Below are 26,661 nucleotides of genomic sequence, written 5' to 3' on the forward strand. Positions count from 1 at the left end.
TTTGCTTTGTCGCGAGAACGTCCATGGATTCCCGCCTTCGCGGGAATGACGCGGTGATCGGATTACTTCAGCTGGCAGATATCCAGCTGGTTCATGTCGGTGTAGTCGAGGTTCTCGCCGCCCATGGCCCAGATGAAGCAGTAGTTGCTGGTGCCCGAGCCCATGTGGATCGACCACGGTGGGGAGATCACCGCTTCGTTGTTGGCGATCACGAGGTGGCGCATGTCGGCCGGGTCGCCCATGAAGTGCATGACCCGGTCCTCGCCGAGATCGAAGTAGAAGTAGATCTCCGAGCGGCGGTCGTGCAGGTGCGGCGGCATGGTGTTCCACACGCTGCCCGGCTTGAGGATGGTCAGACCCAGCAGCAGCTGGCAGGACTTGCAGGTGGCCGGGACGATGTACTGATAGATGGTGCGCTCGTTGCTGGTCTCCAGCGCGCCGCGCTCCAGCGGCACCGCGTCGGCGATCGAGATGTGCTTGACCTCGAGGCGGGCATGGGCCGGGGTCGAGGCGAGGTAGTACAGCGCCGGGTTGGCGGCGTCGCTGGAGGCGAAGCTGACCTCGCTGCCCATCGGCACGTACAGGCCGTCCTTCGGTTGCAGGGTGTGATCGGTGCCGTCGACGGTGACCGTGCCGGCACCGGCGCCGACGTTGACCACCCCCAGTTCGCGTCGCTCCAGGAACGGCTTGCCGGCGGCCGAGGCCGGCTCGGTCTGCGCGGGCAGGCTGATCGGGGTGTCGGTGGGCGCGGCGCCACCGATCACGAAGCGCTCGTTGTGCGAGTAGTTCAGCGTCACCTGGCCGGGCTGGAACAGGTCGCCGACCAGGTAGCGGTCGCGCAGTTGCTGGTTGCTGACGCTTTCCATCATGTCCGGATGGGTGGCGTGATAGGTCTTGCGGAACATGCGGTTGAAGCCTCCGTTGTTTCCTGCCTCGCCGCGTGTCGCGGTCGGGCGTGCGTCTGGATGTCTGGCAGGGTGATCCTACCCTTTTGGTTAACCGGTGTCATTTCGCATTGCGACATGGGTCCCGGCCGGGGTCGGGGGGGAGCGGCGGATCGATCGGGGCTCAGTCCTCGGGCGGCTGGCAGGAATCGCGCACGACCAGGTGCGGGCGCACGCTGGCGACCGTGCGGGTGCCATGGTTGCCCTCGTCGGGCTGGATCAGCATCGCCGCGGCAATGCGGCCGGTGTCGCGGGTGTCGCGGCGGACCGAGGTCAGCGGCGGCCACAGCCGTGAGGCCAGCGGGCTGTCGTCGTAGCCGATGACGGAGAGCTGTTGCGGGATGCGGATGCCGGCGCGCAGTGCGACCCGGTACACGCCGGCGGCCATCTCGTCGTTGGCGCAGAAGATCGCGGTCGGTCGTTTCTTCGCCGACAGCAGTTTCTCGGCGGCGGCGACGCCGGACTCGAAGGTATAACCGGCTTCGATGATCCTGGACTTCGGCAGCTCGATGCCCCGGTTGGCGAGCGCGCCGGTGAAGCCGGCCGTGCGCTCCACGGCCGAACGGTAGTGGCCGGGACCGGTGATCATCGCGATGTCGCGGTGGCCAAGCGTCTGCAGGTAGTCGGCGGCCTCGGCGGCGCCGTCACGGTCGTGGGTGACGACCATCTTCGACTTCTCGCCCAGTGGCAGCGCGGCGATGCGGGTGTAGCGGCAGCCGATCTCGTCGAGCATGTCGGCCAGCGCCTGGTCCTCGGAGACGCGCGGGACCAGCATCACGCCATGCAGCTTCTGCTGCTGGACGAAGCGGCGCACGCCGTCGATGTAGCCGGGACTGCGGCTGTCGCAGGGGTGGACGACCAGCTCAAAGCCGGAATCGCGCAGGGCATCCAGGGCGCCGTACTGCATGTTGACGATGAACTGCGCGGTCGGGTTGTCGTAGACCATGCCGATCAGGAACGATCGACGGAAGGCCAGTCCGCGTGCCAGTGGATCGGGCACGTAGCCGACTTCCCGCATCAGCGCCTCGACCCGTTCGCGGGTGTCCTGGCGGACCAGCGGCGAGTGGTTGATGATGCGCGACACCGTCTTCTTGGAGACGCCTGCCAGACGCGCGATATCGTTGATAGTCGCGTTCTTGCCGTGCGGCAGCGCGATGCCGGCAGTGCTCTTCTTGGGTTTGCTGGAGGCGGGCATCCGCAGTCGGTCCGGGCCTGGTGTGGGGGGAGTCGGGAATCGCGTCCGATTCTAGCCGGTTGTCAATCCAGTGCACGGTAGCGGAAATCGCGGAAGCGGACCTGTCCATCGCCGGCGGCATAGAGCCCCGGTCGCAGCGACAGGAACTTGCCGGCGACATTGTGGTGGTAGCCGGAGACCTCCATCTGCACGCCGTACTTGGTCCACTCGCGACCGTCGCGGCTGTGGTGGATGGTCAGCACCTGGTCCTCCAGCCGCATCCGCAGCCACAGCGTGCCGCCCGGGCCCGGGGCAAGCCGCTTCGGCCGTTCCTCGCCATAGCGGTGCATGATGAAGTCCCTGCCGTTGCTGCCGAGGCCGGCATACAGGCGGTCGCTGTAGAACAGCAGCGCGCCGCCGATCGCACCGGGCGCGATCTCCATCTCGATCTCGAACTCGTAGCCGTGGTCGCCTGCGATCGCGGTCAGCGGTGAGGCATCGCGCGGCACCTCGCCCTTGCCCTGCAGCACCAGGGCGCCATCTTCGAAGCCGATCCGCGCCATCTCGCCCGGTGCCGGGTCGTAGAACGCCCACTGTGGGCCGAGCGCGGGGCCGTCGAAGGTATCGGACAACGGCAGTCCGTGTGCATCGACCGGTTCGCCGGCCGGCATCGGCAGCGGCTTGCTGAGGTCGCCGCCGCTGGCGACGAACCAGCCGTCGTCGGTCCACTCGATCGGATCGAGCAGGGCCTGGCGGCCCAGCGTCCACAGGCCGTTCTCGTAACCGTGGTACATCATCCACCACTGGCCGGCGGTGTCCTCGACCAGGGTCGCGTGGCCGCGCGACCACCACTGCTCGTCGCGCGTCTGCGTGCGCACGACCGGGTTGTTGGGATCGTTCTCCCATGGGCCGTGGATCGAGCGCGAGCGTGCCACGATCACCATGTGCCCGGTCGGCGGACCGGCGGTGCCGCCAACCGCGGTGATCATGTAGTACCAGTCGCCGCGGCGGGTGATCTTCGGGCCCTCCTGCGAATAGCTTTCGACCACCCATTGCTCCGGGTAGTGCCAGCCGTCGTAGACGTGCCTGATCTCGCCGACCGTGCGCAGACCGTCGTCGCTGAGCTGTACGTAGTCGCCGGCACTGAGGAACAGGTAACGCTTGCCGTCCTCGCCGACCGCGTGGCCGGGATCGATATGGTCGGGCAGGTGCAGGTCGATCGGCTCGCTCCACGGGCCGTTGATGTTGTCGGCCCAGACCACGTAGTTGCTGCGGCCTTCGTCGGTGCGGCCGGGGAAGTAGATGTAGTAGCGCCCCTCGTGCTTGATCAGGTCGGGTGCCCAGATCGAACCGACACTGGTGGTGATCGCGTGACCGATCGGCGCCCAGTTGATCAGGTCGCGCGAGTGCCACAGCGGCAGGCCGGGGTAGGCGTCGAACGAGGACAGGGTCAGGTAGTAGTCGTCGCCGTCGCGCAGCACCGACGGGTCCGGGTGGTCGCCGGCGAGGATCGGGTTGAGGAAGGTGCCGTCACCGAGATCGGCCTTGCGCTGGTTCTCGACGCCTCGGGCCCAGCCATACGCGTCGGGAGTGGCGTTGGTGGCCTTGCCGCCGGGGTCGGTGGCACTGCTGCAGGAGCTTGCGGCAAAGCCGAGGCCGGCGGCCAGCAGCAGGGTGGTCAGAAGGCGGGCACGTCCGCGAAACCGGGCCAGTCGGTGCATGGCGGTCCTCGTTGGTGGGGATGGGACAGGTGTCCGGAAGAAATATGACACCGATGGTCATTCCAACTTAGCAAAGCCTCCTTGTCCGGGCATCGTGCAATGCAACAAGGCCCTGCAGGGCATCGAGATGCGCTCGCCAATGGCGAGCCGGGTCGGGTCAGCGGCCACCGCGAGCGTTATGAAAACCTATTCAACCGGGTCCTGCCCCGCTGAGCGCCCTGATTGCGGCCACACTCGAACGACCGGCAATCCTGGGAGGGATTCGATGAGCACGATCACCACCGCCGCCCCATCGGCGGCTCCGGCGGACAACACCCGCTTCATTGTCATGGTGAGCCTGGTCGCCACCATCGGCGGTTTCCTGTTCGGTTTCGACAGCGGCGTCATCAACGGTACCGTGGACGGCCTGCGAACCGCGTTCGACTCCGATTCGATCGGCACCGGCTTCAACGTCGCCTCGATGCTGCTGGGTTGTGCGATCGGTGCGTTCTTTGCCGGCCGCCTGGCCGACTACTACGGCCGCCGGACGGTACTGATCGTAGCCGCGCTGCTGTTTCTTGTCTCGGCCTGGGGCTCGGGCGTGGCCGGGGGCTCGTTCGAGTTCGTGTTCTACCGCGTGCTGGGCGGGCTGGCCGTCGGCGCGGCCAGCGTGATGTCGCCGGCCTACATCAGCGAGGTGTCCTCGGCGCGCTATCGCGGACGGCTGGCGACGATGCAGCAGATCGCGATCATCACCGGCTTGTTCGCGGCGTTCCTGAGCAACTACCTGCTGGCCAAGTTCGCCGGCGCCTCGACCCGGCCGCTGTGGGCGGGCTTCGATGCCTGGCGGTGGATGTTCTGGATCGAGATCGTGCCGGCGGCGGTGTTCTTCGTGGCGCTGCTGTTCATCCCGGAGAGCCCGCGCTTCCTGGTGGTGAAGGGGCGCAAGGCGCAGGCGCAGGCGGTGCTGATCCGGCTGTACGGCGAGGCGGCGGGCAAGGCGAAGCTGGCCGAAATCGAAGCCAGCCTGGCGGCGGACCATCACCGTCCGCGGCTCTCGGACCTGATCAGCAAGGCGACCGGCCGGGTGCGGCCGATCGTCTGGGTCGGGATCGGCCTGGCAACGTTCCAACAGCTGGTCGGCATCAACGTGGTGTTCTACTACGGCGCGGTGCTGTGGCAGGCGGTGGGCTTCTCGGAAAGCGACGCGCTGCTGATCAACGTGCTGTCGGGGGCGCTGAGCATCGGCGCCTGCATCCTGACTGTGTTGCTGATCGACCGGATCGGCCGCAAGCCACTGCTGTGGATCGGCTCGGCCGGCATGGCGGTGTCGTTGGGCCTGGTGACGGTCGCGTTCGCCAGCGGGAACCTGGAGCATGGCCAAGTGGGGCCGGGCAAGCTGGTGCTGAGCGACACCATGGGTGTGCTGGCGCTGGTGGCGGCCAATGTCTATGTGATCTTCTTCAACCTGTCGTGGGGCCCGGTGATGTGGGTGATGCTGGGCGAGATGTTCCCGAACCAGATCCGCGGCTCGGGCCTGGCGGTGGCGGGGCTGTTCCAATGGGGCAGCAACTTCGCGATCACGATGACCTTCCCGATCATGCTGGCGGGCATCGGCCTGGCGGCGACATACGGCTTCTATGCGCTGTCGGCGGTGGTGTCGATCTTCTTCGTGCTCAGGTTCGTGCACGAGACGCGCGGGCGTGAGCTGGAGCAGATGGAGGGCTGAGGGTAGCCGGAATCATCGGCTCCGGACGCAGTCGCCGCCCGCCGGGGGGGGGTGGCTCCACCCTCCTGACGACGTCGTGTCTTCAAGTCGGGTCGCAGGCCATCCATGGCCTGCTCTCCGCCACCCCACCCCGCCGGTCGTCGCCTTCGCGAGCGAGGAGGCCTGCCACTTCGGGTGGGCTTGCTTGCAGGCGCCAGCCACGTGTCCAGAAGCCGGTGGCCCTGCCATTGCGGGACCTTCCGAAACATGGATGTTTCGGAAGAGCCTACATGGACGTATTCACGGCGTGTCCCGCAATGGCAGGGCCACCGGCTTCCTCGGTGGAGGCGAACGGCAGCTTCGACATTCCACCCTCGCCGGCTTCAGTCGAGCATCTCCATTGCCCTGGCGTGTTCCGACACGAGCTGCAGTGTGGAGGCGTCGCTGTCGAACAGTGAGAACAGCCCTTGCGGTTCCTGTGGCGGGTCGCCGGTGAACGGGTCGCCGGTCTTCCACATGAAATCAGGATTCGTGGTGCGGCCACGGCCGCCCCAGGCCCAGAAATTGGAGCCGGCGATGGCGTCGCCGGCCCGCGCGCGTTCGAGTAGGCGGGCGAAGATCGCACGGTAGAAACGGTCGCGCGCGGTGACCGTCGAGGCCGGGTCGTAGGAACCGCCGTCGCGGTTGAGGCCGAACTCCGACAGCACGGTCGGCTTGTCGAGTTTGTTGGCGATGTCGATGTGGCGGTCGATATAGGCCAGCGATGTTTCCAGTCCTGATTCCAGCCGTGCGGCCGGATCATCGTGGTCGATCCAGCTCCAGTTCGAGGGCCACAGGTGGAAGGTCAAGTAGTCCACGTTCGGAGTGGCGTGCGCGATGATGTACAGGTCATCGTCGCGCAGCGAACCCATCGCGCCTTCGCTGCCGGTGCTGACCAGTTGCTTCGGCGCCAGGCTGCGGATGTAGCCCGCGGTGTCGTGGATCCATTGCCGGTAGGCGGGGAAGTTGGGGTGGCCGTCGGCATCGCTGCCCGGGCGCGGTTCGTTGGCAAGCTGCCAGGACATCACGGTCGGATCGTCAGCATAGGCTCTGCCGTTGACGCTGTTGCGGCGGGTGATGACGGTCCTGATCACGTCGCGGTACAGCTTCTGTGCCTCGGGGATCGCGTAGAAGCGCGCCGAATTCTGCATGAAGCCGTTCCAGTCGCCGGTCTCGTCGGGGTCGAACACCGGCTCGCCGGTGAACCACGACACGTACTGAGACATGCCGCCGGACCATTGCCAGAAATTGTTGAGGTACAGCACCGCCTTCATGTCGCGCCGGGCCATCTCGTCGAGCAATACGTCCAGGCCCTGCAGCAGGGCTTCGTCGAACACCCCCTCGTGGAGCGGTCCCGGCACGGTCATGATCGCGGGATCGACGCCGCGCTTGAAGCCGCTGGCCTCGGACATCGCCAGCACGCGCAGGTTGTCGATGCCGGCGGCCTTGAGCTGGTCGAGCTCGGCGCGCAGCCGCTCACGGTCGCCGATGCCGTCCGCCGTGCCGAGGTAGGCGCCGTACCAGAAATTGGCGCCGGCGAACCGGTAGGGCTTGCCATCGAGCATGAAGCGCGTGCCTTCGACGCGCACGAAACCGCTGCGGTCCTCGCCTGCCGGCGCCAGCCCCGGCAGGGCCAGCAGCACGCCGAGCAGCAGGGCGCGCCATACGGCGACACCGCGAAGCCAAGTGCTGTGTGTGGTCATCCCCGTCCCCTTTGCATGGAGCCCCGAGTGGGCCCGGTGCCCGGCAGGATACTCAATTGGAACGATTTGATTTGTAACCAACAACAAGGGCGCGATGCGGACATCGCGCCCTTGTTCAGTCCAGCGGGCCGGAGAGAGATCAGCCCCTGAACAACGCCGGCAACCACAGCGACAGCTGCGGGAACAGGGTCACCAGCAGCAATACCGCGATCGCTGCCAGCCAGAACGGCCAGATCGACTTCATGCTTTCGCCGATACCGATCTTGCCGATCGCGGTGCCGACGAACAGAACCGAGCCAACGGGTGGCGTCACCAGGCCGATGCCGCCGGCCAGCACCAGCACCGTGCCGAAATGCAGCGGGTCGACGCCGAATGCCTTCGCCACTGGCAGGAAGATCGGCGTGCAGATCAGGATCATCGGCGCCAGGTCCATGAAGGTACCCAGCAACAACAGGATCAGCACGATCAGCAGCAGCACCGCGTACCGGTTGTCGGCCAGTGCCTGCAGCAACTCGACCGCTGCCGCCGGCACCTCCAGATAGGCCAGCAGCCAGCCGAACAGTGCCGCCGTGGCGATCACGAACAGGATCACACCGGTGGTGCGTGCTGCGTGCGCGACGGCGCCGATGAAGGCTTTCCACCTCATCATCCGGTAGACCGCGATCGTTACCAGCAGCGCGTACAGGACCGCCATCGCCGCGCTCTCCACCGCGGTGAAGATGCCGGCGCGGATGCCGACGAAGATCAGTGCCACCAGCCCCAGCCCCGGCAACGCCGCCACCAGCCGCACCAGCACCGCGCGCATGCCCGGGAACGGCTCGGTGCCGTAGCCGCGACGACGCGCGACCAGGTAGCCGGTGAACATCAGCACCACCGTCATCAGCACCGCGGGGACGATGCCGGCCGCGAACAGGTCGGCGATCGAGATGCCGCCGCCGACCGCGGCCGAGTACAGGATCAAATTATGTGAGGGAGGCACGAGTAGTGCGACAAGAGCGGCGGTGATGCTGACGTTGACCGCAAAATCGCGGTCGTAACCGCGGTTGACCATCTGCGGGATCATCGTGCCGCCGACCGCGGAGACGTCGGCGATCGCCGAGCCCGACACGCCACCGAAGAACAGCGACGACAGGATGCTGACCTGGCCAAGACCGCCGCGGATGCGGCCGACCAGCGCCGCGGCGAGACTGATCAGGCGGTCGGAAATGCCGCCGCGCATCATCAGCTCGCCGGCGAAGATGAAGAGCGGGATCGCGATCAATGATGCGGTGCCGATCCCGGCGCCGACCTGCTGCACCAGCACGATCGACGGCAGGTCCAGATACAGCAGCACCACCAGCGCGGCCGCGGCGAGTGAGTAGGCCACCGGCACGCCGAGCAGCAGGAGCAGCATGAACACGCCGAACAGAAGGAAGATATCCATGCTCAGGCCTCCTTTTCCGGGCTGGCGGCGCTTGTCGGGGCGGTGCCTCCGGCGAGCAGGCGCGCGGCGGCGAACACCACCATCAGCACGCCGCCGACGGTGAGTGGCAGGAACGGAATGCTCTGCGGCAGCGGTGCGCCGGCCATGCGGATGTCGAAGCCATCCACCAGCAGCCGTGCGCCCCACGTCGCCAGCACACCGCCGATCGCGATCACCACCAGCGCGGCCAGCGCATCGGCGGCGCGGTGCAGCGACGGGGGCAGCAGTTGCACCAGCAGGTGGAAGCGGAAGTGGCGATCCTCGCGCACCGCGGCGGCGGCGCCCAGGCTCATGCAGGTGGCCAGCAACAGCAGGGTCACCGGCTCGGTCCAGCTCGGCGAACTGTTCAGCACGTAGCGTGCGAATACCTGCCAGCCCTGTACCACGACCAGGCCGAGCAGGGAGGCGCCGGCGATGCCGATGGACAGGGAGGCAATGCGATCGAGCACGCGCGCATGCAACGGGCGCGGCGTGTCGACGGTGTCCGGGGATGTGGCGTTGTTCATCGTTCTCCTCAGGCTCGGTCGCGGGCCGCCTGCTCGCGGATCAGGCGGTACAGCGGGGCGATCCGCTCACGGTTCAGGTAGTCGTCGAGCAGCGGGCGAGCGGCGGCCTCGAAGGCCTGCATGTCGACCTCGTTGAAGCTCACGCCGGACTCGGCAACGGCCTTGCGCGCCTCGATTTCCGAGGCGTCCCACAGCTTGCGCATGACCGCCACCGAGCTGCGCGCGACGTCCATGACCAGCGCGCGGTCGGACGGCGACAGTGCCTCCAGGCTGCGTCGCGAGATCAGCAGCACGTCCGGTGCATAGGAGTGCTCGCTCTGCGACCAGTGCCGCGCCACCTCGAAGTGGCGGCTGGAATGGAAGCTGCGCATGTTGTTCTCGGCGCCGTCGATCAGGCGCGTCTCCAGCGACGAGAACACCGCGCCGTAGCCCAGTGGCGTCGGGTTGGCACCGAACAGCTTCAGCAACTGGATGAAGATGTCCGAGGCCGGCACGCGGAATTTCAATCCGCGCATGTCCTGCGGCGTCACCAGCGGCCGCTGGGTGTTGTAGAAGCAGCGCGCGCCGCTGTCGTAGATCGCCAGCCCGACCAGGTCGCGCGACTCGAAGCCGCGCAATACGGTGTCGCCGACCTCGCCGTCGCACACGCGGCGCATGTGCTCGACCGAGTCGAACACGTACGGCAGGCACAGGGCCTGGGTCAGCGGGAAGGCGTTGTTGAGCGCACCGGTGTAGACGCGGGTGATGTCGATCGCGCCGAAGCGCGCCATGTCGATCGCCTCCGATTCGCGGCCAAGCTGGCCGGAGTGGTAGAGGCGGATTCGCAGGCGGCCATCGGTCTCCCGCTCGAGCGTCTCGCCGATCCATTTGACCGCTTCGACCGTCGGGTAGCCGTCGACATGGACGTCAGTGGCGGTCAGCACGCCATCCGGGGTCCTGGCCAGCGCCGGCAGAATCGGGATGGTGCTGGCGATACCCAGGCTGGTGGCGCCGAGGCTGGCGGCCAGGAAGCGCCGCCGGCTGTTGTTGCCGGGAATCATGCCGCGTCACCTCCCGCCGCCACCGCGCGGCCCTGGATTTCACCGTAGCCTTCGAAACGCACTGTCGCTACCTGGCCGGCGACGATGTCATGGATACCGGTGGCATTCCCGGTCGCGATCAGGGTGCCGGCCTTGAGCGGGCGGCCGCGACGGGCCGAACGCGACAGCGCGAACGCATACGCCGCGCGCAGGCCGCCGGGCAGGGTGGTGGCGCCGCCGGTGCCGACCACCTCGCCGTCGATCAGGGTTTCCGCGCGCAGCTCCGGTTCGGGGATGTCGAGCCAGCCCGGGATCTCGCCGCCGAGGAGCAGGCCGTTGTGGTTGCCGAAGTCGGATATCACCACCCGCGGGCCGAGCTGGTTGATCGTCGCCAGCGGGCTGCTGGCGACCTCGATGCCGGTGAACAGGCGGGCCGGCAGCGCAGCGGCCTCCTCCGGGGTCCAATCGGTTTTATCCACCGGTGCGTCAGCTTCCAGGCGCAGCACGTATTCGGCCTCGACCGCGGCGAAACCGGCTGTATAGACCGGAAAATCCACGCATCCGGTGGCCGGCCAGAACGCGCGGGCGAAGATCGGCCCGAGCAGGCGGTCGTCGCCGGAGCCGTCGCGGCGGTCGGGCGGGATGAAGCCGACCTTCCAGCCGATCACCTCATCCGGCCACTGGCCGATGGCGATGTCCTGCACCCCGTAGGCGGCGACCAGGTCGTCCGGGATCTCGCCCGGGAAGTCCGGGAGCGAATGTCCCTCGCGGCGGGCCTGGACAAAGGCGGCGGCGACCGCTGCCGCGTTGGTTTCACGGTGCGGTGCGGCGCCCGCGCTGTCGTTGTCCTTGCTGTCGTTGTCCATGCTCAAGCTGTTCCCCTTCTGGATGGGATGTCGGTGTTGCGGGTCCTGCTGCGATGTTGCGGTGCACATGGCGGCCCGGCTCTGTATTCGTATATGGTAAACCGGTGTCATTTTCAATGTGCAGTGCGGCAATCGTCCTGTCAGGATGGCGGCCGCCATGTTCCCGGAGGAATTCATGCAGTCGTACAAGTCATTGCGGGCGCCCGCTTTGAGCGCCCTTGCCCTGTTGCTTTCGCTGCTGCTGGTAACGGCCTGCGCAGAGCGCGCGGACACCGCCGTGGCGGACGCCGATGCCGGCGCTGCCGACACCGCGGGGGTTGAAACCGCGGTCGAACAATTGCCCGAAGGGGGCACGCTGGCATTTTCGGGCGCCATGGGCTGGGCCGCACAGACGCCAGGCGGCCGCGGCGGGCGCATCATCCGCGTCACCACCCTCGATGCCGAAGGCCCCGGCTCGTTCGCGGAAGCGGTGCAGGCCAAGGGGCCGCGCATCGTGGTGTTCGAGGTCGGTGGCGTGATCGATCTGGGCATGAAGGAGTTGCGCATCGACGAACCCTTCCTGACCATCGCCGGACAGACCGCTCCGCAACCGGGCATCACCCTCATCAAGGGCGGGCTTGGCATCGCCACCCACGACGTGGTCGTGCGCCACCTGCGCATCCGTCCCGGCGACGGCCATCGGCCCAAGCGCTCCGGCGACATCGACGCGATCAGCACCTTGCGGGGCGCGCGCGACGTGATCATCGACCAGAATTCGCTGAGCTGGGCCACCGATGAGAACCTGTCGGCGTCCAGCACCCGGTTCTTCGGCGAAGACGAGACCGAATGGATGAAGAATGCTTCGCGCCGGATCACCTTCAGCAACAACATCATCGCCGAGGGTCTGGCCGACTCGACCCATGCCAAGGGCGAGCATTCCAAGGGCTCGCTGATCCACGACCACGTCAACGACATCCTGATCGTCGGCAACCTGTACGCGCACAACTACGAGCGCAGCCCCCTCATCAAGGGTGGCGCCCGCGCGCACCTCATCAACAACCTGATCTACAACCCCGGCCAGCGCGCGATGCACTACAACCTGATCGCCGAGGAGTGGCTGGGTCATGAGTACTCGCGTGGTGCGCTGATTGCACGCGGCAACGTCATGCGTGCCGGCATGTCGACTGAGCCGCTGGCGCTGTTCATGGCGGGCGGTTCCGGCGACATCGACGTGTACTTCGACGACAACATCGCCGTCGATCGCGTCGGCAACCCGATCCAGCAGCAGGGCAGCTACACCACCGCGCCGATGGAAGTGCAGGCGATGAAGCAGGCGCCGGCGCTGCCGTTCGGTGTCGAGCTGCTGCCTGCCGCGCAGGTTCAGGACGCGGTGATCGCCAACGTCGGCGCGCGCCCGTGGGATCGCGATGCGCACGATCGCCGCATTGTCGCCGACGTGATCGAGGGCCGCGGCTACATCATCGACAGTCAGGACGAGGTCGGCGGCTACCCGCAGATGGCGGAGACCCGCCAGCCCTTCGTCGAGGCCGAATGGGACATCGACACCATGGAACCGCTGAAGGAGCTGCCGCGGGGCGAACCCTTGCGATAACCCCGCCGACGGTTCTCTGTTCGTCATGCCCGCGCAGGCGGGCATCCAGGGACGCGAGCCCGTGGCTCGCAAACGCCCGCTCACCCCCGCCTGCGCGGGGATGATGGCGGGGCCGGATTCTCTGCATGCCAGGAGCAAGTACATGGCACCGACATCCCGGGTCATCCTGTTCGCATGTCTGCTGGGCGTCGCGATTGCACCGACGCCGGCATCCGCACAGCAGGGACGTCCTTCATCCGATACCAGCACCGAGGCCGCTTCGCGCATCGCCCTGTGGCCGGGCGGTGTTGCGCCCGGTTCCGAAGGCATCGACATCGAACAGCACATCATCGAGCGCAGCGACGACCCGACGCTGCCCGACCGCCTGGTCACTGGCGTCACCGCGCCGTACATGGTCGTGTATCGGCCGCCGCAGCCGAACGGCGCCGCGCTGCTGGTGATGCCGGGCGGGGCCTACCGCCGCATCGTGCTCGACAAGGAGGGCACGGCGCTGGTGCCGGAGTTCGTCGACCGGCTAGGCTACACCCTGTTCGTGTTGCGCTACCGGCTGCCGGGGGACGGCCATGACGATGCGAGCGATGCCCCGCTGGCCGATGCCCAGCGCGCATTGCGGCTGATCCGTTCGCGCGCGGACGAGTGGCGGCTGGATCCCCGGCGCATCGGCGCGATCGGTTTTTCCGCCGGCGGCCATGTCGCCGCCAGCCTCGGTACCCGCTACGGTGAAGCCCTGCGCGATCCTGTCGACGATATCGACCGTATCGATGCCCGTCCCGACTTCCTGTTGCTGATGTACCCGGTCATCGACATGGGCAAGGACACCCACGCGGTCTCGCGCGAGCACCTGATTGGCCCGTCGCCATCGCCCGACGACGTGATGGCGTACTCGCTGCAGAACCGCGTCCACGCCGGCATGCCGCCGGCGTTCCTGCTGCATGCGCTCGACGACGCCAGCGTGTCGGTCGCCAACAGCGAACTGTTCTTCGATGCACTGCGTCGTGCCGGCGTGCCGTCCGAACTGCACCTGTATCCGCGGGGTGGACACGGTTTCGGCACGCGCGACACCCGCGGCTCGCTGGCACTGTGGCCGACCCTGGCCGATGCCTGGATAAGGACGCAGGTGGAGGATGGACAGCAAGAGATGACGAGAGTCGAGCAACCATGACTGACGCGCACCGTGGAGCCGATCCACAACGCCGCGCGCTGCTGAAGGCCGGCCTGACCGTTGGCGCGGCCACGGCGCTGCCGTTCGCAGCCCATGCCGCAAGCGGCGCCATCCATCCCGTCGCCACCACGCGCAGCGGTCCGGTGCGTGGCTTCAACGATCGCGGCATGCACGTCTTCCGCGGCATTCCCTACGGCGCCGACACCGCGCCGCGGCGTTTCCGCCCGGCCCTGCGTGAAGCCGAGTGGCAGGGCGTGCGCGATGCGCTCGAATTCGGTCCAGCCACGCCGCAGCACAACAGCAGCGAGCCGACCGGCGAGGACTGCCTGTTCCTCAACGTGACCACACCCGCGTTGCGCGACGGCGGCAAGCGGCCGGTGCTGGTCTACATCCACGGTGGCGGCTTCAACAACGGCTCCGGCAGCGACCCGCTCTACGATGGCGTCAACCTGTGCCGTCGCGGCGACGTGGTGGTGGTGACGGTCAATCATCGCCTCAACGCCTTCGGTTATCTCCACCTCGGCAGCCTTGGCGGGCCGGAGTATGCCGGTTCGGGCAACGTCGGCCAGCTTGACCTGGTGCAGGCGCTGCAATGGATGCGCGAACACGCGATCGAGTTCGGCGGCGACCCCGGTAACGTCACCGTGTTCGGCCAGTCCGGCGGCGGCGCCAAGATCGCCACCCTGATGGCGATGCCGGCGGCGAGGGGCCTGTTCCATCGCGCCTGGACGATGAGCGGCCAGCAGGTCACCGCGGCCGGTCCGCGCGCCGCGACCCAGCGCGCCGAGCGTTTCATCGAGGCGGCAGGGCTGCAGCCGGGCGACATCGACGGCCTGTTGCGGTTGTCGCCGGAACGTCTGCTGGAAGCGGCCAAGGTGCGCGATTTCTCGCGCGTCGAGGACAGCAGCCTGTACTTCGGCCCGGTCATGGACAGCGACAGCCTGCCGGTGCACCCGTTCTGGCCGGAGGCGCCGGCGCAGTCCGCACACATCCCGATGGTGATCGGCAATACCCGCGACGAGACCCGCGCGTTCCTCGGCAACGACCCGCGCAATTTCGAGCTGGACTGGGATGAGCTGCCGGCGAGGCTGGAGAAACAGCAGTTCGTCGACATCGACCCGCACACCGTGATCGCCGAATACCGACGCCTGTACCCGGACTACACGCCATCGGAGGTGTTCTTCGCCGCGACCACCGCCGGCCGCTCCTGGCGCGGCGCGGTCGAGGAGGCCGAAGTACGCGCGCGGCAGGCGGTTCCGAGCCATGCGCCGACCTGGGCCTACCAGCTCGACTGGCACCCGCATACCGAGGAAGGTCGGAAGTTCCGCGCCTTCCACACCCTCGACATCCCGCTGGTGTTCGACACCCTGGACCAGCCCGGGGCTCGTACCGGTAGCAGCGCCGATGCGCGCCGCGCGGCCAGTGAAATGAGCGAGGCGCTGGTCGCGTTCGCGCGCACGGGCGATCCGAACCATGCCGGCATCCCAACGTGGGCGCCGTACTCGATCGACAGACGCGAGACGATGGTCTTCGACCACACCAGCCGGCTCGAACACGACCCGCGTGGCGGCGAACGCAGGCTGTATGAGCAGGTGCCGTTCGTACAGCGCGGAACGATGTGAGCTACGGCGAGCGCTGTCGCGCAGGATGAAGAACCAATACGTGAACTTCCAGATTCTTCCTAAGGTGACCCGATGAAATCATTGCTCTCCCTCCCGTTCCTGCTCGCTACGGGCATCGCCGCCGCACAGGACGTCCGGCCAGCGGCGACGCCGATCCGCGCAGACAAGATAATCCTCGTCGGCGACTCGACCACCGCGGTCCAGAGCGGGTGGGGGGCGTCGTTCTGCTCGCACCACGTCAGCTCGTTCATCGCCTGCCTCAACCTCGCCCGTGGCGGCCGCAGCAGCTACAGCTATCGCGCCGAGGGCTCGTGGGACATCGCGCTGGCGGAGATGAAGACAGGCGCCTATGAGCGGACCTGGGTGCTGGTGCAGTTCGGCCACAACGACCAGCCCGGCAAGCCGGGGCGTTCGACCGACCTGGAGACCGAGTTCCCGGCCAACATGCGCCGCTACGTCGAGGAAATCCGTGCCGCCGGCGCACGGCCGGTGCTGGTCACGCCGCTGACCCGGCGCATGTTCAGGGACGGCCGACTCGACGACGACCTTGAACCCTGGGCCGACGCCATTCGTGAAATCGCGAACGACATGGACGTGCCGCTGGTCGATCTGCACGCACGCAGTACCGCTGCGGTACAGGCGCTCGGGCCGGTCCAGTCGATGCGCTTGGCAGAGGTCCCGGCGCCTTCATGGATGCATGCCGCCGCGCAGACCGGCACCACTGTCGGCCATGAGGTGCCGCCACTGCCGGTGGCGCCGCCCGATCCGCTGGGTCGACCGCCACTGGGCCAGCCCAAGTGGCAGTTCGACTACACCCACCTTGGTGTCGATGGCGCCAACTTCTTCGCCGCCATCGTCGCCGACGAACTGACTCGGGTCGTGCCCGACCTGCGCGAACGGATGTATCCCTGACGGTCGTCTGGACAAAGAATGGCGATGGACGCCGCTTCGGCCGGAGCCGGCGTCCATCACCGATAACGCAACGGCGGTCGTCTACTGGCAGCTGCCCGGTGCTGCCGCGATGATCGAGGCGATGCCGGCCGTCTCCGGCGAGCCGGCGGGCGCCATGTCACTTCTGGAGGCCTTCCATCCCGCTCCCCTCGGGGTTGGCCGCCTGCCAGCGCGGCAATGCCTTGCGCAGCAGCGGTTCCGGCCAGGTGCCATACCAGGCGTAACCGGTGCGGCGCTCGTTGGATACCTCGGCCAACGTCGTGCGTGGCAGGCCGTCGCGATCGGCGAACAGCGGCTGCTGTGTCTCCAGGTCGTAATAGCGCGCCCACAGCGAGGCGCCGGGTTGCTTCACGACGATCACGTCGCGACCGGTCTCCTGCGCGGGATCATCGATGCGGCGCAGCGCCAGGTCGGGCAGGCGGTGTGCCTGCAGCCACTGCGTCGCCGTTACGATCGCCTGCCGGATGCGCGGCGAGGGATCGGGCTGGCGCATCAGCAGGCGCAATATGCCGACCGACTCCGAGGTGCTCAACGAGGGCAGTTCGTAGGCACGGGCGTGAGCCGGCTGCAGGGTGTCCGCGTGGTACTGCTGGGCCCAGATCGTTGGCACGCCGTCGAGCACGACCTGGGTTGCGAGGATGCAGTCGATACCGCGCTGGACCGCTTCCAGCGCACGCACGCCATATCGGCCCTGCAGCACCGCAAAGTCACCCCGGCCTTCGGCCACGTCCTGCAGCAACGCGATCGCCTGCACCATCGCATCGTCATTGAAGGTGATGTGGCGACGGTAGCCGGAACGATCAGGATGGAATTGCGGCCAGCCACCATTGGCATACTGCGCCGCCAGCAGGTATTCGACGCCGCGACCGGCGGCATCGAGGTAGCGCGTCTGGCCGGTGCGGTGCCAGACGCCGATGAGATAGCGGATCTCGGTAGTGGTGGCGTCGTTGTCGAGCGTGGCGTCGTCATGCCGGGCGGGATCGCGTAGCTCAGCGACCTCGCTGGCATCGTACCGGCGCTCGTAATCGACGTTGCGGCCGCGATGGTGCTTGGGCCAGCCACCGGAAGCGGTCTGCATCAGCAGCATGTTCTCCGCGACCGGGTCGTCGAGGGCCCTCACCGGTGGGCTGGCAGCCAGCTGGGACGACGGTGGTATGTCCGTCGGCAACGGATCCGACAGCGGTTTGCCCATCATCAGCGCGCCTGCCAGCAGCGCGTCCGTCAGCAACACACCCGACAGCAGGACGGCCCCGGGGAGAAACCGGAGGCCGACTGCCGACGGGCGCATCGAGGCCAGCATTGCCGATCCGTCAGAAGCGGTAGCGCGCACCGACGTAGTACTGCCGGCCGGTGTGCGCCCACTTGTCGGGCATCGACAGGTCGGAATCGACGTAGCGGCGATCCTCGGTGTCGAGCAGGTTGATCGCCTCGAAGGTCAGCGACAGGCTGTCGTTGACCTTGTACGACATGTTGAAGTCGACGTTCTTGACGCTGTACTTGCCGGTCACGTCGGCGGTGGTGAGCGGGTTGCCATCCAGGTCCCAGACGTTCTCGCGGCTGAGTACGTCGCTGATGTATCCGTCGCGGTAGCTGCCGGACACGCGCGCGCTGAACTTGCCGTCATCGTAGTACACGGTCGCATTCCATGAGCTGGGCGACAGGTTGACCAGATCGTTCTCGGTCAGCGTGGTGACGATCGTGGTGTTGCTGTTCGCCGCACTGCTGAACATGTACTGGATCTTCGACTCGACATGGGTGTAGTTCGCCTGCACGCCGAACTTGCTCCAGAAGCCCGGCAGAAAGGTGAACGGCTGCTGGTAGGTCAGCTCATAGCCCTTCAACGGCCCGCCCGGGGTGTTGTAGTAACTCTGCACGTTGAACTGGGTGTCGGCCGTGAAGCCTTCCGGCAGCAGGTCCAGCGAATAGCCCATGTCCTCCCAGGTGCTGATCAGGCGGGTGCGCTGGATGTAGCTTTCGATGTCCTTGTAGAACACCGCCGCCGACAGCAGGGCGCCCTCCTGGAAGTACCATTCCGCGCTCAGGTCGTAGTTGGTCGAGCGGAACGGATCCAGCTTCGGGTTGCCGAGGTTGATCGAATAGGTACGGCCGTCGTCGAAGTAGGCGCTTGGGCCACCGCTCACGCTGGGTGACAGATAGGTCAGGGTCGGGCGCGCCATTGTCTTGGCCGCACCGAAGCGCAGCACCACGTTGTCGGCAACGTCCCAGGCGACGTTCAACGATGGCAGTACATCGTCATAGCCGTGCTTGACGATGCTGCGCACAAGATAGCGGTCACCCGGGGCGGAGGTCGCGTTGGCGACGCCGAAGAAGGCCACGCAGTCCTGCGAGCGGTCGTCGGCGTTGGATGCCGTGCATGGTGCCCAGCCCGATGCGGTGATGTCGGTGTCGACATAGCGCACGCCGAGGTTGCCGCGCAATGCGCGGCCCAGCAGGTCGGTGTTGAAGTCGAGCTGGAGGTATATGCCCGTGGTCTTCTCGTTGACCTCGAAATTGTTGTTCGAGGCGCCGAAATGGCCCACGCCGGCCAGGCGGTAGTCGCCGCCCTGCAGCCCGTTGTCGCAGTTGCAGTGGATGTCGAGCAGTTCGGCGATCTTGTTGAAGTCGGGTGCCAGCCAGCTCGATGGCACGTTGGCGCCCAGGCCGCTGCCGAACCCGGACAGGGTCGTGCTCAGGTCGGCCACACTCAGGCCTCCCGGCAGTGCCTGCGCCAACCGGCCATAGCTGATGTGGCGATATTCCTCCGACGTCATGTCGTAGTCCTTGAACGCCAGGCCGGAGCGGAGGGAGAACGTCGGGGTAAGCGTCCACTGCAGGTCGAACTTGAATGTGTCGAAGGTATTGTCGACGTACTGGGGATTCAGGCGCACTTCGCTGATGTTGCCGCCACGAGCGGTGCCGTTCTCGTTGACCGGCGCGTTGCCGTAGCCCAACCACGACCATGCCGCCGGGTCGTTGAGGTCGAACGGGAACACCATGTCCGGTACGCCGCCGCCACGCAGGTCGATCTCGAAGCCATCGAGGTTGGAATTGTCGAAGCTGACCAGGGTGAACGACGGGCGCTCGTATTTGGACTGCGAATGGCCGACCTGGGCATTGATGCGCACGTTCTCGCTGAGCCAATGGTCCAGGTCCAGGGTGTACTGCTGGAACTCGGTGCTCTCGACGATCTCGGTCGACTCGGTACGGAAGTCGACATTGTCGAACCGGCCGTAGACCAGCCGGTTCTGGCCGTCGACCTCGGCCTCGCGCACGATGATCTGGGTCTTGCCGCCCAGGTTGGCGCTCCGGTGCAGATTGGCGCCCAGCGAATCCTCGCGCTGGTTCTTGTCCAGCTTCGAGTACATGCCGTCGAAGGTGAGCAGGGTGTCGTCGGAGACGCGGAACTGCAGTGAGCCGGTCACGCCCAGGCGCTCGATCTCGTGCGCGGTGCGGACGTAACGTGGATAGCGCGGGTGCCAGGCGTTGGTCGCGGTCTCGTAGGCGGCGATATTCTCGGGCGTGTTCTCCGGGCGCGGCAGGCCGGCACCGCAGTTCTCGGCATCGATGCCCCAGGTGCCCCAGCCATTGCTGGAACTGGGGTTGCCCAACTCCGACTCGGTTGGATTGCGCGGTGTCTGCGGGTCGTAGCCGACCGGGCTGCAGAAACCGTAGGTGCCGTTGTTGTTGGCGTTGCTCTGGTTGGCGTTGCGGTGGTTGCCATGCTCCCAGCGCACCGGGTTGTAGCCTTCTTCCTGGATGTGGCGGCGGTTGTAGGCGACCGACAGCAGGCCGCCGAGGCGGCCGTCCATCCAGCGATTGCTGAGCATGGCCGACAGGCGCGGGTCGTACTCCGTGGACAGGTCGTTGTAGCCCATCTGCGCACTGGCGGCGGCCTTGAAACCGTCGTAGTCGAACGGGCGCGCGGTGCGCAGGTCGACCGTGGAACCCAGCGACCCCTCGTCCATCTGTGCGGACTGGCTCTTGTTGACCTTGATCTGGCTGAAAAGCTCGGAGGCAAAGGTATTGAAGTCGAACCCGCGGCTGCGGTTGACGCCTCCGGAGCCGGTGCCGGCGGTGGCCAGCGCCTCAAGGCCGTTCAGGCGCACACGGGTGAAATCCGAACCCAGGCCGCGGATCGAGATGCGCTGGCCCTCGCCGCCCTCGCGGTCGATCGACACACCGGCGATGCGCTGCATCGACTCGGCCAGGTTCTGGTCGGGGAACTTGCCGATGTCCTCGGCGAAGATCGCGTCGATCTGTTCGACGGTGTAGCGCTTCTCGTCCAGCGCTTTTTGCAGGCTTTCGCGATAGCCGGTGACGGTGACCTTGTCGAGCTCGGTCGGCTGCACGTTCTCGGCCGACACGTTCCCGGCCTGCCCGGTTGCTGCCTGCGCGAGCTCGGGCTGTTGTGCGAACGCCGGGGTGGACAGCGCCATGGCAATGGCCGTCGCAAGCAAGGTAACCGGTGTCTTTCCTGATGAGTGCTGCAACTGCATTCGATCCTCTCCGATGGGTCTTCATGCTGGAAACCAGCGTTCTTGTGGAATATGCCGACCAGATCCGGCATTGAAAGCGAAAAATGACACCGATGGTCAAAAACGTAACATAACGATTTCATAGCATCATGCTGCATCGCAAAAAGCGCGCTTTTCGTGTGCAAGCGATTGATATGCAGGATTTATTCTGAATGGGCGTGTGTGCTGCAGGACAGCAGGGACATCGAGGTTGCCCTCGGCATATCCGGAATGGGGCGGCCCGATGAAGCAAGCCTCGAAAACCCTTGCCATGCCCGCAAAGCCTGCCCCCGAACGCTTGCGTCGGAGGGGAGCCCGCATCCAGTGCCTTTCAGGCCATTGGCCGGAAGACAGCAGGGCCTGCCCGGGAAACCGGACAGGCCCTGTGTGATCGATTGAGATGTCGTACCGACCCGGCGGGTGGCCGGGCCGGTGGACGGATCAGAACTTGTAGCGGAAACCGAGCTTGTAGGTCCGCCCGGTGTGGTCGTACTCGTAGCGGCGCAGGGTATCGATGTCGGTCCAGCGGTCCTGGTAGTCGTCGGTAAGGTTCAGCGCCTCGAAGGTCACCTCCCAGTTGTCGTCGACCTTGTAGGTCGCCGAGGCGTCGACATTGAAGGTGCTGCCGTAGCCCTCGAAACGGTTGCCGGTGCCGCTGGTACCGCTCAGGTAGCCGTCGCGGTAGGCGGCCGAGGCGCGGGCGCGGAAACGCTCAGTGTCGTAGTACAGGGTGAAGTTGTAGGAATGTCGTGACAGGCCGAACAGGCGCTCGGTGCCGATGGGATAGTCCACCTCGGAATCGACATTTGTGTAGTTGCCAATCATGCCCATGTTTCGGATCACCGGCACGCTCTCGGTCATGACAGAGAATGGCATCTGGAAGCCGATCTCGTAGCCTTTGAGCTTGCCGCCCGGGCCGTTCTCGATCGAGCGGATCGTCCATGGCCGGCCTTCCGGATTCTCGGCGGCCGGCGAGGTCGGCACCAGCAGGTCCAGCGGCAGGCCGGTGGAGGCGTAGGTACCTTCGCGCTCGGTCGGGAGCGGGCGCGAATCGATGTCCTTGTAGAAGATCGCCAGCGAGATGATCGATTCGGGGGCGAAGTACCACTCCAGCGAGGTATCGAAGGTCTTGGCGCGGGTCGGGTCGAGGAACGGGTTCTGGTAGGTCACGCGGTAGTTGAAGCTGTCCACGCTGCCGCCCGGCGACAGGCTGCCCAAACCAGGACGGGTCATCACCTTGGCCGCTGCCGCGCGCCAGATCAGGTCGGGCGTGATCGAGAACGCCGCGTTGATCGCCGGCAGGGTGTCCTTGTACTTGGGCCGGTTGATGGTGACAGGATTGAATTCTCCTCCCACGCTGACGAGAGCGCTCGAGCTCTGTTCGGTTTCCACATAGCGCACGCCGGCGTTCCAGCGCAGGTCATGTCCTGCGATGTCGGTATAGCCGTCCAACTGCACGAATACGCCGGAGTCCTTTTCGCTGACGCTGCGGACGTTGCCTGTGTCAAGGCGCGCCGGCAGGCCCGGCAGGCCGATGAAGTCGCTCCAGGCGCGCAGGTTGGGTATCACCCAGCGGGTGGTCGAGCCGGCGCCGGCCTTGCCGTTGAAATGGTAGATGTCCGACAGGTCGCCGGTGGCCGGAATGCCGTAGACGCCTTCCGCGGAACAATCGTGCAGACCTGCCGCACACACGCCAGAATCACGGATTCCGCCCCAGGTGGTGAAGCTGAACTTGCGGTAGTTGACGCCGGCCTTCAACGCGTAGTCGGGATGGAACGCCCACTCCACGTCGGCTATGACGGTGTCGAATTCGTGCCGGGTATTGCTCGGGCGGTCGCGGAATTCCGACATCTGGAAGGTCGCCGGATCGGTGACGTCGGCGCCGTTGTAGGCGATCAGCGGGAACTTGTCGTTGCTGTAGTCATAGACGAAGCCGTTGTAGTTGCGGTCGTCGTACATGAAGGTGATTTCGTACGGGAAGTTCAGCTCGGAGCTGGAACTGCCGATCAGGGCATGACCGGTGATGGTGTCGGTGAACACCTGTTCGGCGCTCAGCGTCCACTGCTTGAACTCGGTGGTCCAGGCCTTCTTGAAGTTCTCGCTGCGGACCCAGGCGTTGTCGACCGCCATCATGTCGAGGGTATTGGTGGCCGGGTTGAGGACGTAATCGGTCACGTCCATGCCGCCTTCGTTGCCGCGGAACAGCACTTCCAGCCACTTCTCGCTGCGCGAGGCATCGAGCTTGGAATACAGCAGGTCGAGGTTGAGGCGGGTGCCCTCGGCCGGGCGCAGCTCCAGCGCACCGGTCAGGCCAAGGCGTTCGCGCTCGACCTCGATCTCACCGTAGCGGGGGATGCGCGCGTGGAAGCCGTTGGCGACCTCGGTGCAACCGGCATCCCCGGGACTGGTCGCGCAGTCCACCCCACGCACCGAGTTGAACGCGGCCTGCTGCCAGCGCACGGTGTTCTGGCCAAGCTCCTTGGTGCTGCCGTCGGAATAGGCGGCCGAGAATGCCACCGCCCAGATGTCCGACGGCGAGCGGAACGCGTACAGCGCCGCCAGGCGCGGCGTGGTGTCTTCGGTCACGTCGTTGTACTGGGCCTGGCCGGAGACCAGGAAGGTGTGGCCGACCTTGTGGCTGAACGGTGCGCCGGTGTTGAGGTCGACCACCGCGCCCAGCGAGCCCTCGTCGAGGCTGGCCGAAGCGGTCTTGTGCACGACCACCGAATTGAACAGCTCGGAGGCGAACACGTTGTAGTCGAAGTCGCGGCCGCGGTTCGGGCCACCTTCGCCGCCGGTGGCGGCGATCGCCTCCATGCCGTTGATGCGCACGCGGGTGAAGTCGCCCGACAGGCCGCGCACTGAAATCGAGCGGCCCTCGCCCGAATCGCGGGTGATGGTGATGCCGGGGATACGCTGCAGCGATTCGGCGATGTTCTGGTCCGGGAAGTCGGCGATGTCCTCGGCGACGATCGCATCGACCGCGCCGACCGCGTCGCGCTTCATGTTCAGTGCTTCGGCGAGGCTGCCGCGGAAGCCGGTCACCGTGACGGTGTCCAGGTCGGTGGCGGCCTGTGTCCGGGGACTGGCGGAAGTGGCGTCCGTGTCAGCAGGGTCCTGGGCCAGCGCGGCCTGCGGCATCATCTGGAGCGCCACGGCGATGGCGCCGGCGAGAACGGTAACCGGTGTCTTTTTTGCCGAACGTTGCAATTGCATGGGAGCCCCTCCCGACGGGCTTGTGGGCATCGAAATGCCTTGATTGACTCGTACGCGGCGCTTGGTATGGTGATTGATATTGAGCAATGACACCGCTGGTCAAAACCCTAACAAAACGTCTTCCAAACATCATGCTGCGTTGCGCAAACCCCAGCTCGTTGCGAATAACGCATTGATATGAAAGGAAAACATCGCGAGGCATGAAATGTCGCAAAGCACAATAATCTGTTACGGGGAGCTTCTGCTCCGGCTCAGTGCGCCCGGCCGCGGCCTGCTGCTGCAGACACCGTCGCTGGACGTGCATGTCGGCGGAGCCGAGGCCAACGTGGCGGTTTCGCTGGCCCGCTTCGGTCATCGGGTGGGGGCGGTCGGCACCGTGGCGGACAACGCACTGGGCGAAAGCGCGATCGGCGAATTGCGTCGCCATGGCGTCGATACCCGCTTCATGCGCAGCCGGCCGGGGCGGATGGGCCTGTACTTCATCCAGGCCGGCGCCCTGCAACGGCCGAGCCGGGTGCTGTACGACCGCGCCGATTCCGCTTTCACCCGCCACACCGACTATGACTGGAAGACCTGCCTGGAGGGTGCCGGCTGGCTGCACCTGTCCGGCGTGACCCCGGCGCTGGGTCTGGCCTGCGCCGACTCGGCGATCGCGGCGGCCGAAGCCGCGCGCGCAGCCGGGGCGGAGGTCAGCTTCGATGGCAACTTCCGCAGCCTGCTGTGGCGGGCCTGGGACGCCGATCCGCCGGCGATCCTGCGCCGGCTGATGGGTACGGCGAGCGTGTTGTTCGCCGACCATCGCGACATGGCCGTGGTGCTTGGCGCCGAGTGCGATGCCGACAGCATCGAGGACAAGGTGGTGCAGGCGGCGACGCAGGCGTTCAAGGCGTTTCCGCACGTGCGCTACATGGCCTGCACCCAGCGCAGGCAGGTTGATGTCGATTACCACGTGCTGTCGGCGATGCTGGTCGAGCGCGATGGCAGCGTGCACACCACACCGTCCTGCACACTGGCCCATGTCGTCGATCGCATCGGCGGTGGCGACGCGTTCGCGGCCGGTGTGCTGCATGGGCTGGTGACCGGCATGGCCGCGGGCGACGCGTTGCGCTTCGGTTTCGGCGCGGCCTGCCTCAAGCATTCCGTGCCGGGCGATTTCAACCTGGTCGGAGTGGAGGATGTGGAGGCTTTCCTGTCGGAAGACGGTTTCCACGTCCGTCGCTGAAACGGACTTCAATCGCCGCGCAGCACCCAGGCGCGCGGATTGTGTTCGAAGCCCAGCGCAGGGTAGTAGTCGTTCGCCTTCGGCGCGGCCAGCAGCACGATCATGCATTCGGGTCGCAGCCGACGCCGGGTCTCCTCGATCAGCCGTTTGCCGATGCCTTGCCGCTGGCATGAGGCGTCCACCGCGAGGTCAGCGAGGTAGGCGACGTAGCCGAAGTCGGTCAGCGTGCGCGATATGCCGACCAGCCGCGGGCCGTCCCAGGCGCTTACGGTGAGGTTGGCATTGGCCAGCATGGCTTCGAAGATGTCGGGCCGGTCGAGCGGCCGGCGTTCGCCGAGGGTGGAGCGCCGATAGAGCTCGATGGCTTCGTCGACGCCGATGTCGGCGTCATCGCGGTACTCGATGGTCATGCGCAATCCCCTTGCACGGTTCTGGATTCAGCCCCCTGCTGAGTCAGGGGGCGATTCGCGCCGCAGGCGCTTCAGCCTCGGCGCAATGCCTCGTCGGGGATGTGCAGCTCCATCGACAGCGCCAGGTGGTCGGACAGCGCCGCCGGCAACGCGATCGCCTCGGCGCAGACCAGCCCGTCGCTGGCGAGGATGTGGTCAATCGCGCGCTGCGGGCGCCAGCTCGGGAATGTGGGGACCACGCAGGCCGGCAGCTGCAGGCGGGTTTCGCGGAACAGGCGCTGCATCTCGGGGCTGTCGACCGGGCAGTTGAAGTCGCCCATCAGCACTGCGTGCGGGTGGTCGTGCAGCAGCTCGGCGATGAAGGCCAGCTGCGAGGCCCGCGACTGACGGCCCAGCGACAGGTGCGCGACGGCGACCGTGAGGCCCTCGTCGCCGTCGCCGAAACGCGCCAGCAGCACGCCCCGCCCGGTGATGCGGCCGGGCAGGGTGTGGTCGCTGACCTCGATCGGTTCGAGCTTGCTGAGCAGGCCGTTGGCGCTGGAAGCGACCGCGCCGACACGGCGGTTGGGCTGGTGGCTCCAGTAGTCGAAGCCACCGCGCTGGGCCAGGTAGTGGGTCTGGTTGGTGAATCCCGAGCGCAGGCTGCCGGGGTCGCTCTCGTTGAGGCCGACGATATCGTGCTCGCCGGCCAGCCGCGCGATGGTGTCGAGCGCACCGCGCTTGTTGCCGGCCGGCAGCACGTGCGACCAGCTGCGGGTCGCGTAGTCGCTGTAACGACGCGTGCTGGAGCCGGCCTGGATGTTCGCGCTCAGCAGTCGGAGGCGATGCCGTGGGGGGGGCGGCTTGGACATG

The 26,661-nt window shown here is 66.6% G+C and carries 19 protein-coding genes; 6 read left to right on the forward strand and 13 right to left on the reverse strand.

The features are described from left to right. Positions 1 to 62: 62 nt before the first annotated feature. The 3 genes from kduI to FKV23_RS01315 form a co-directional block, all read right to left on the reverse strand. On the reverse strand, positions 63 to 905 hold the full coding sequence (kduI, locus tag FKV23_RS01305) for a 5-dehydro-4-deoxy-D-glucuronate isomerase (protein WP_141622230.1): 843 nt from the start codon (positions 903 to 905) through the stop codon (positions 63 to 65). A gap of 163 nt (positions 906 to 1,068) precedes the next feature. After that, positions 1,069 to 2,139: a LacI family DNA-binding transcriptional regulator gene (locus tag FKV23_RS01310; protein WP_141622231.1), complete on the reverse strand. Its 1,071-nt coding sequence runs from the start codon at positions 2,137 to 2,139 to the stop codon at positions 1,069 to 1,071. Between the two features lie 62 nt (positions 2,140 to 2,201). Then, entirely contained in the window at positions 2,202 to 3,839 is a 1,638-nt protein-coding gene (locus FKV23_RS01315; RefSeq protein WP_141622232.1) for a family 43 glycosylhydrolase, read from the reverse strand. 265 nt (positions 3,840 to 4,104) lie between these two features. Between FKV23_RS01315 and FKV23_RS01320 the strand changes: the two genes are divergently transcribed. Continuing rightward, complete coding sequence (locus tag FKV23_RS01320) at positions 4,105 to 5,547, forward strand: sugar porter family MFS transporter (RefSeq protein WP_141622233.1); 1,443 nt, start codon at positions 4,105 to 4,107, stop codon at positions 5,545 to 5,547. Between the two features lie 362 nt (positions 5,548 to 5,909). Here the strand turns inward: FKV23_RS01320 and FKV23_RS01325 are convergent, their stop codons facing one another. The 5 genes from FKV23_RS01325 to FKV23_RS01345 form a co-directional block, all read right to left on the reverse strand. After that, positions 5,910 to 7,268 carry a glycoside hydrolase 5 family protein gene (locus FKV23_RS01325; RefSeq protein WP_141622234.1) on the reverse strand — a complete coding sequence of 453 codons (1,359 nt, stop codon included), beginning with the start codon at positions 7,266 to 7,268 and terminating at the stop codon, positions 5,910 to 5,912. A 139-nt stretch (positions 7,269 to 7,407) separates the two neighbouring features. Then, positions 7,408 to 8,691: a TRAP transporter large permease gene (locus FKV23_RS01330; RefSeq protein WP_141622235.1), complete on the reverse strand. Its 1,284-nt coding sequence runs from the start codon at positions 8,689 to 8,691 to the stop codon at positions 7,408 to 7,410. 2 nt (positions 8,692 to 8,693) lie between these two features. Beyond that, positions 8,694 to 9,236 carry a TRAP transporter small permease gene (locus FKV23_RS01335; RefSeq protein ID WP_141622236.1) on the reverse strand — a complete coding sequence of 181 codons (543 nt, stop codon included), beginning with the start codon at positions 9,234 to 9,236 and terminating at the stop codon, positions 8,694 to 8,696. An 8-nt stretch (positions 9,237 to 9,244) separates the two neighbouring features. Continuing rightward, positions 9,245 to 10,276 (reverse strand): TRAP transporter substrate-binding protein, encoded by a 1,032-nt coding sequence (locus FKV23_RS01340; RefSeq protein WP_141622237.1) that lies wholly within the window; start codon positions 10,274 to 10,276, stop codon positions 9,245 to 9,247. Continuing rightward, a complete protein-coding gene (locus FKV23_RS01345; protein WP_141624977.1) occupies positions 10,273 to 11,121 on the reverse strand; it encodes a 2-keto-4-pentenoate hydratase in 849 nt (282 codons plus the stop codon). The genes FKV23_RS01340 and FKV23_RS01345 overlap by 4 nt, the downstream gene beginning before the upstream one ends. Positions 11,122 to 11,278: 157 nt before the next feature. On the opposite strand from FKV23_RS01345, the gene FKV23_RS01350 reads away from it, so the two are divergent. From FKV23_RS01350 to FKV23_RS01365, 4 genes are all read left to right on the forward strand, one after another. Then, positions 11,279 to 12,712, forward strand: coding sequence for a pectate lyase family protein (locus tag FKV23_RS01350; RefSeq protein ID WP_167284879.1), 1,434 nt, complete (start codon positions 11,279 to 11,281; stop codon positions 12,710 to 12,712). Positions 12,713 to 12,854: 142 nt separating this feature from the next. Continuing rightward, complete coding sequence (locus FKV23_RS01355) at positions 12,855 to 13,874, forward strand: alpha/beta hydrolase (RefSeq protein ID WP_141622239.1); 1,020 nt, start codon at positions 12,855 to 12,857, stop codon at positions 13,872 to 13,874. Further along, positions 13,871 to 15,496 (forward strand): carboxylesterase/lipase family protein, encoded by a 1,626-nt coding sequence (locus FKV23_RS01360; RefSeq protein WP_141622240.1) that lies wholly within the window; start codon positions 13,871 to 13,873, stop codon positions 15,494 to 15,496. The genes FKV23_RS01355 and FKV23_RS01360 overlap by 4 nt, the downstream gene beginning before the upstream one ends. A 72-nt stretch (positions 15,497 to 15,568) precedes the next feature. Beyond that, entirely contained in the window at positions 15,569 to 16,408 is an 840-nt protein-coding gene (locus FKV23_RS01365; RefSeq protein WP_141622241.1) for a rhamnogalacturonan acetylesterase, read from the forward strand. Positions 16,409 to 16,565: 157 nt separating this feature from the next. Here FKV23_RS01365 and pelA read toward each other — a convergent pair whose 3' ends face one another. From pelA to FKV23_RS01380, 3 genes are all read right to left on the reverse strand, one after another. Further along, positions 16,566 to 17,747, reverse strand: coding sequence for a pectate lyase (gene pelA / locus FKV23_RS01370; protein ID WP_244244063.1), 1,182 nt, complete (start codon positions 17,745 to 17,747; stop codon positions 16,566 to 16,568). 10 nt (positions 17,748 to 17,757) lie between these two features. Beyond that, a complete protein-coding gene (locus tag FKV23_RS01375; protein ID WP_244244064.1) occupies positions 17,758 to 20,883 on the reverse strand; it encodes a TonB-dependent receptor in 3,126 nt (1,041 codons plus the stop codon). Positions 20,884 to 21,402: 519 nt separating this feature from the next. Next, positions 21,403 to 24,177, reverse strand: a complete 2,775-nt coding sequence (locus tag FKV23_RS01380) for a TonB-dependent receptor (protein ID WP_141622243.1) — start codon at positions 24,175 to 24,177, stop codon at positions 21,403 to 21,405. A 205-nt stretch (positions 24,178 to 24,382) separates the two neighbouring features. Between FKV23_RS01380 and FKV23_RS01385 the strand changes: the two genes are divergently transcribed. Next, positions 24,383 to 25,399, forward strand: coding sequence for a sugar kinase (locus tag FKV23_RS01385; protein WP_141622244.1), 1,017 nt, complete (start codon positions 24,383 to 24,385; stop codon positions 25,397 to 25,399). Between the two features lie 8 nt (positions 25,400 to 25,407). Here the strand turns inward: FKV23_RS01385 and FKV23_RS01390 are convergent, their stop codons facing one another. Together FKV23_RS01390 and FKV23_RS01395 are read right to left on the reverse strand one after the other, a co-directional pair. Beyond that, positions 25,408 to 25,809 (reverse strand): GNAT family N-acetyltransferase, encoded by a 402-nt coding sequence (locus tag FKV23_RS01390; protein WP_141622245.1) that lies wholly within the window; start codon positions 25,807 to 25,809, stop codon positions 25,408 to 25,410. A gap of 71 nt (positions 25,810 to 25,880) precedes the next feature. Continuing rightward, positions 25,881 to 26,660, reverse strand: a complete 780-nt coding sequence (locus FKV23_RS01395; protein WP_141622246.1) for an endonuclease/exonuclease/phosphatase family protein — start codon at positions 26,658 to 26,660, stop codon at positions 25,881 to 25,883. Position 26,661 lies beyond the last annotated feature (1 nt).

This window comes from Lysobacter alkalisoli, assembly GCF_006547045.1.
Taxonomy (GTDB): domain Bacteria; phylum Pseudomonadota; class Gammaproteobacteria; order Xanthomonadales; family Xanthomonadaceae; genus Marilutibacter; species Marilutibacter alkalisoli.

Bases quoted from the DNA above. Each gene is read 5' to 3' on its own strand.
- FKV23_RS01350 (WP_167284879.1), top strand. From the start codon at position 11,279: ATGTTCCCGGAGGAATTCATGCAGTCGTACAAGTCATTGCGGGCGCCC.
- FKV23_RS01345 (WP_141624977.1), bottom strand. From the start codon at position 11,121: ATGGACAACGACAGCAAGGACAACGACAGCGCGGGCGCCGCACCGCAC.
- FKV23_RS01340 (WP_141622237.1), bottom strand. From the start codon at position 10,276: ATGATTCCCGGCAACAACAGCCGGCGGCGCTTCCTGGCCGCCAGCCTC.
- FKV23_RS01325 (WP_141622234.1), bottom strand. From the start codon at position 7,268: ATGACCACACACAGCACTTGGCTTCGCGGTGTCGCCGTATGGCGCGCC.
- FKV23_RS01320 (WP_141622233.1), top strand. From the start codon at position 4,105: ATGAGCACGATCACCACCGCCGCCCCATCGGCGGCTCCGGCGGACAAC.
- FKV23_RS01390 (WP_141622245.1), bottom strand. From the start codon at position 25,809: ATGACCATCGAGTACCGCGATGACGCCGACATCGGCGTCGACGAAGCC.
- FKV23_RS01310 (WP_141622231.1), bottom strand. From the start codon at position 2,139: ATGCCCGCCTCCAGCAAACCCAAGAAGAGCACTGCCGGCATCGCGCTG.
- kduI (WP_141622230.1), bottom strand. From the start codon at position 905: ATGTTCCGCAAGACCTATCACGCCACCCATCCGGACATGATGGAAAGC.
- FKV23_RS01335 (WP_141622236.1), bottom strand. From the start codon at position 9,236: ATGAACAACGCCACATCCCCGGACACCGTCGACACGCCGCGCCCGTTG.
- FKV23_RS01385 (WP_141622244.1), top strand. From the start codon at position 24,383: ATGTCGCAAAGCACAATAATCTGTTACGGGGAGCTTCTGCTCCGGCTC.
- FKV23_RS01330 (WP_141622235.1), bottom strand. From the start codon at position 8,691: ATGGATATCTTCCTTCTGTTCGGCGTGTTCATGCTGCTCCTGCTGCTC.
- FKV23_RS01365 (WP_141622241.1), top strand. From the start codon at position 15,569: ATGAAATCATTGCTCTCCCTCCCGTTCCTGCTCGCTACGGGCATCGCC.
- FKV23_RS01355 (WP_141622239.1), top strand. From the start codon at position 12,855: ATGGCACCGACATCCCGGGTCATCCTGTTCGCATGTCTGCTGGGCGTC.
- FKV23_RS01360 (WP_141622240.1), top strand. From the start codon at position 13,871: ATGACTGACGCGCACCGTGGAGCCGATCCACAACGCCGCGCGCTGCTG.
- FKV23_RS01395 (WP_141622246.1), bottom strand. From the start codon at position 26,660: ATGTCCAAGCCGCCCCCCCCACGGCATCGCCTCCGACTGCTGAGCGCG.
- FKV23_RS01375 (WP_244244064.1), bottom strand. From the start codon at position 20,883: ATGGCGCTGTCCACCCCGGCGTTCGCACAACAGCCCGAGCTCGCGCAG.
- pelA (WP_244244063.1), bottom strand. From the start codon at position 17,747: ATGCTGGCCTCGATGCGCCCGTCGGCAGTCGGCCTCCGGTTTCTCCCC.
- FKV23_RS01315 (WP_141622232.1), bottom strand. From the start codon at position 3,839: ATGCACCGACTGGCCCGGTTTCGCGGACGTGCCCGCCTTCTGACCACC.
- FKV23_RS01380 (WP_141622243.1), bottom strand. From the start codon at position 24,177: ATGCAATTGCAACGTTCGGCAAAAAAGACACCGGTTACCGTTCTCGCC.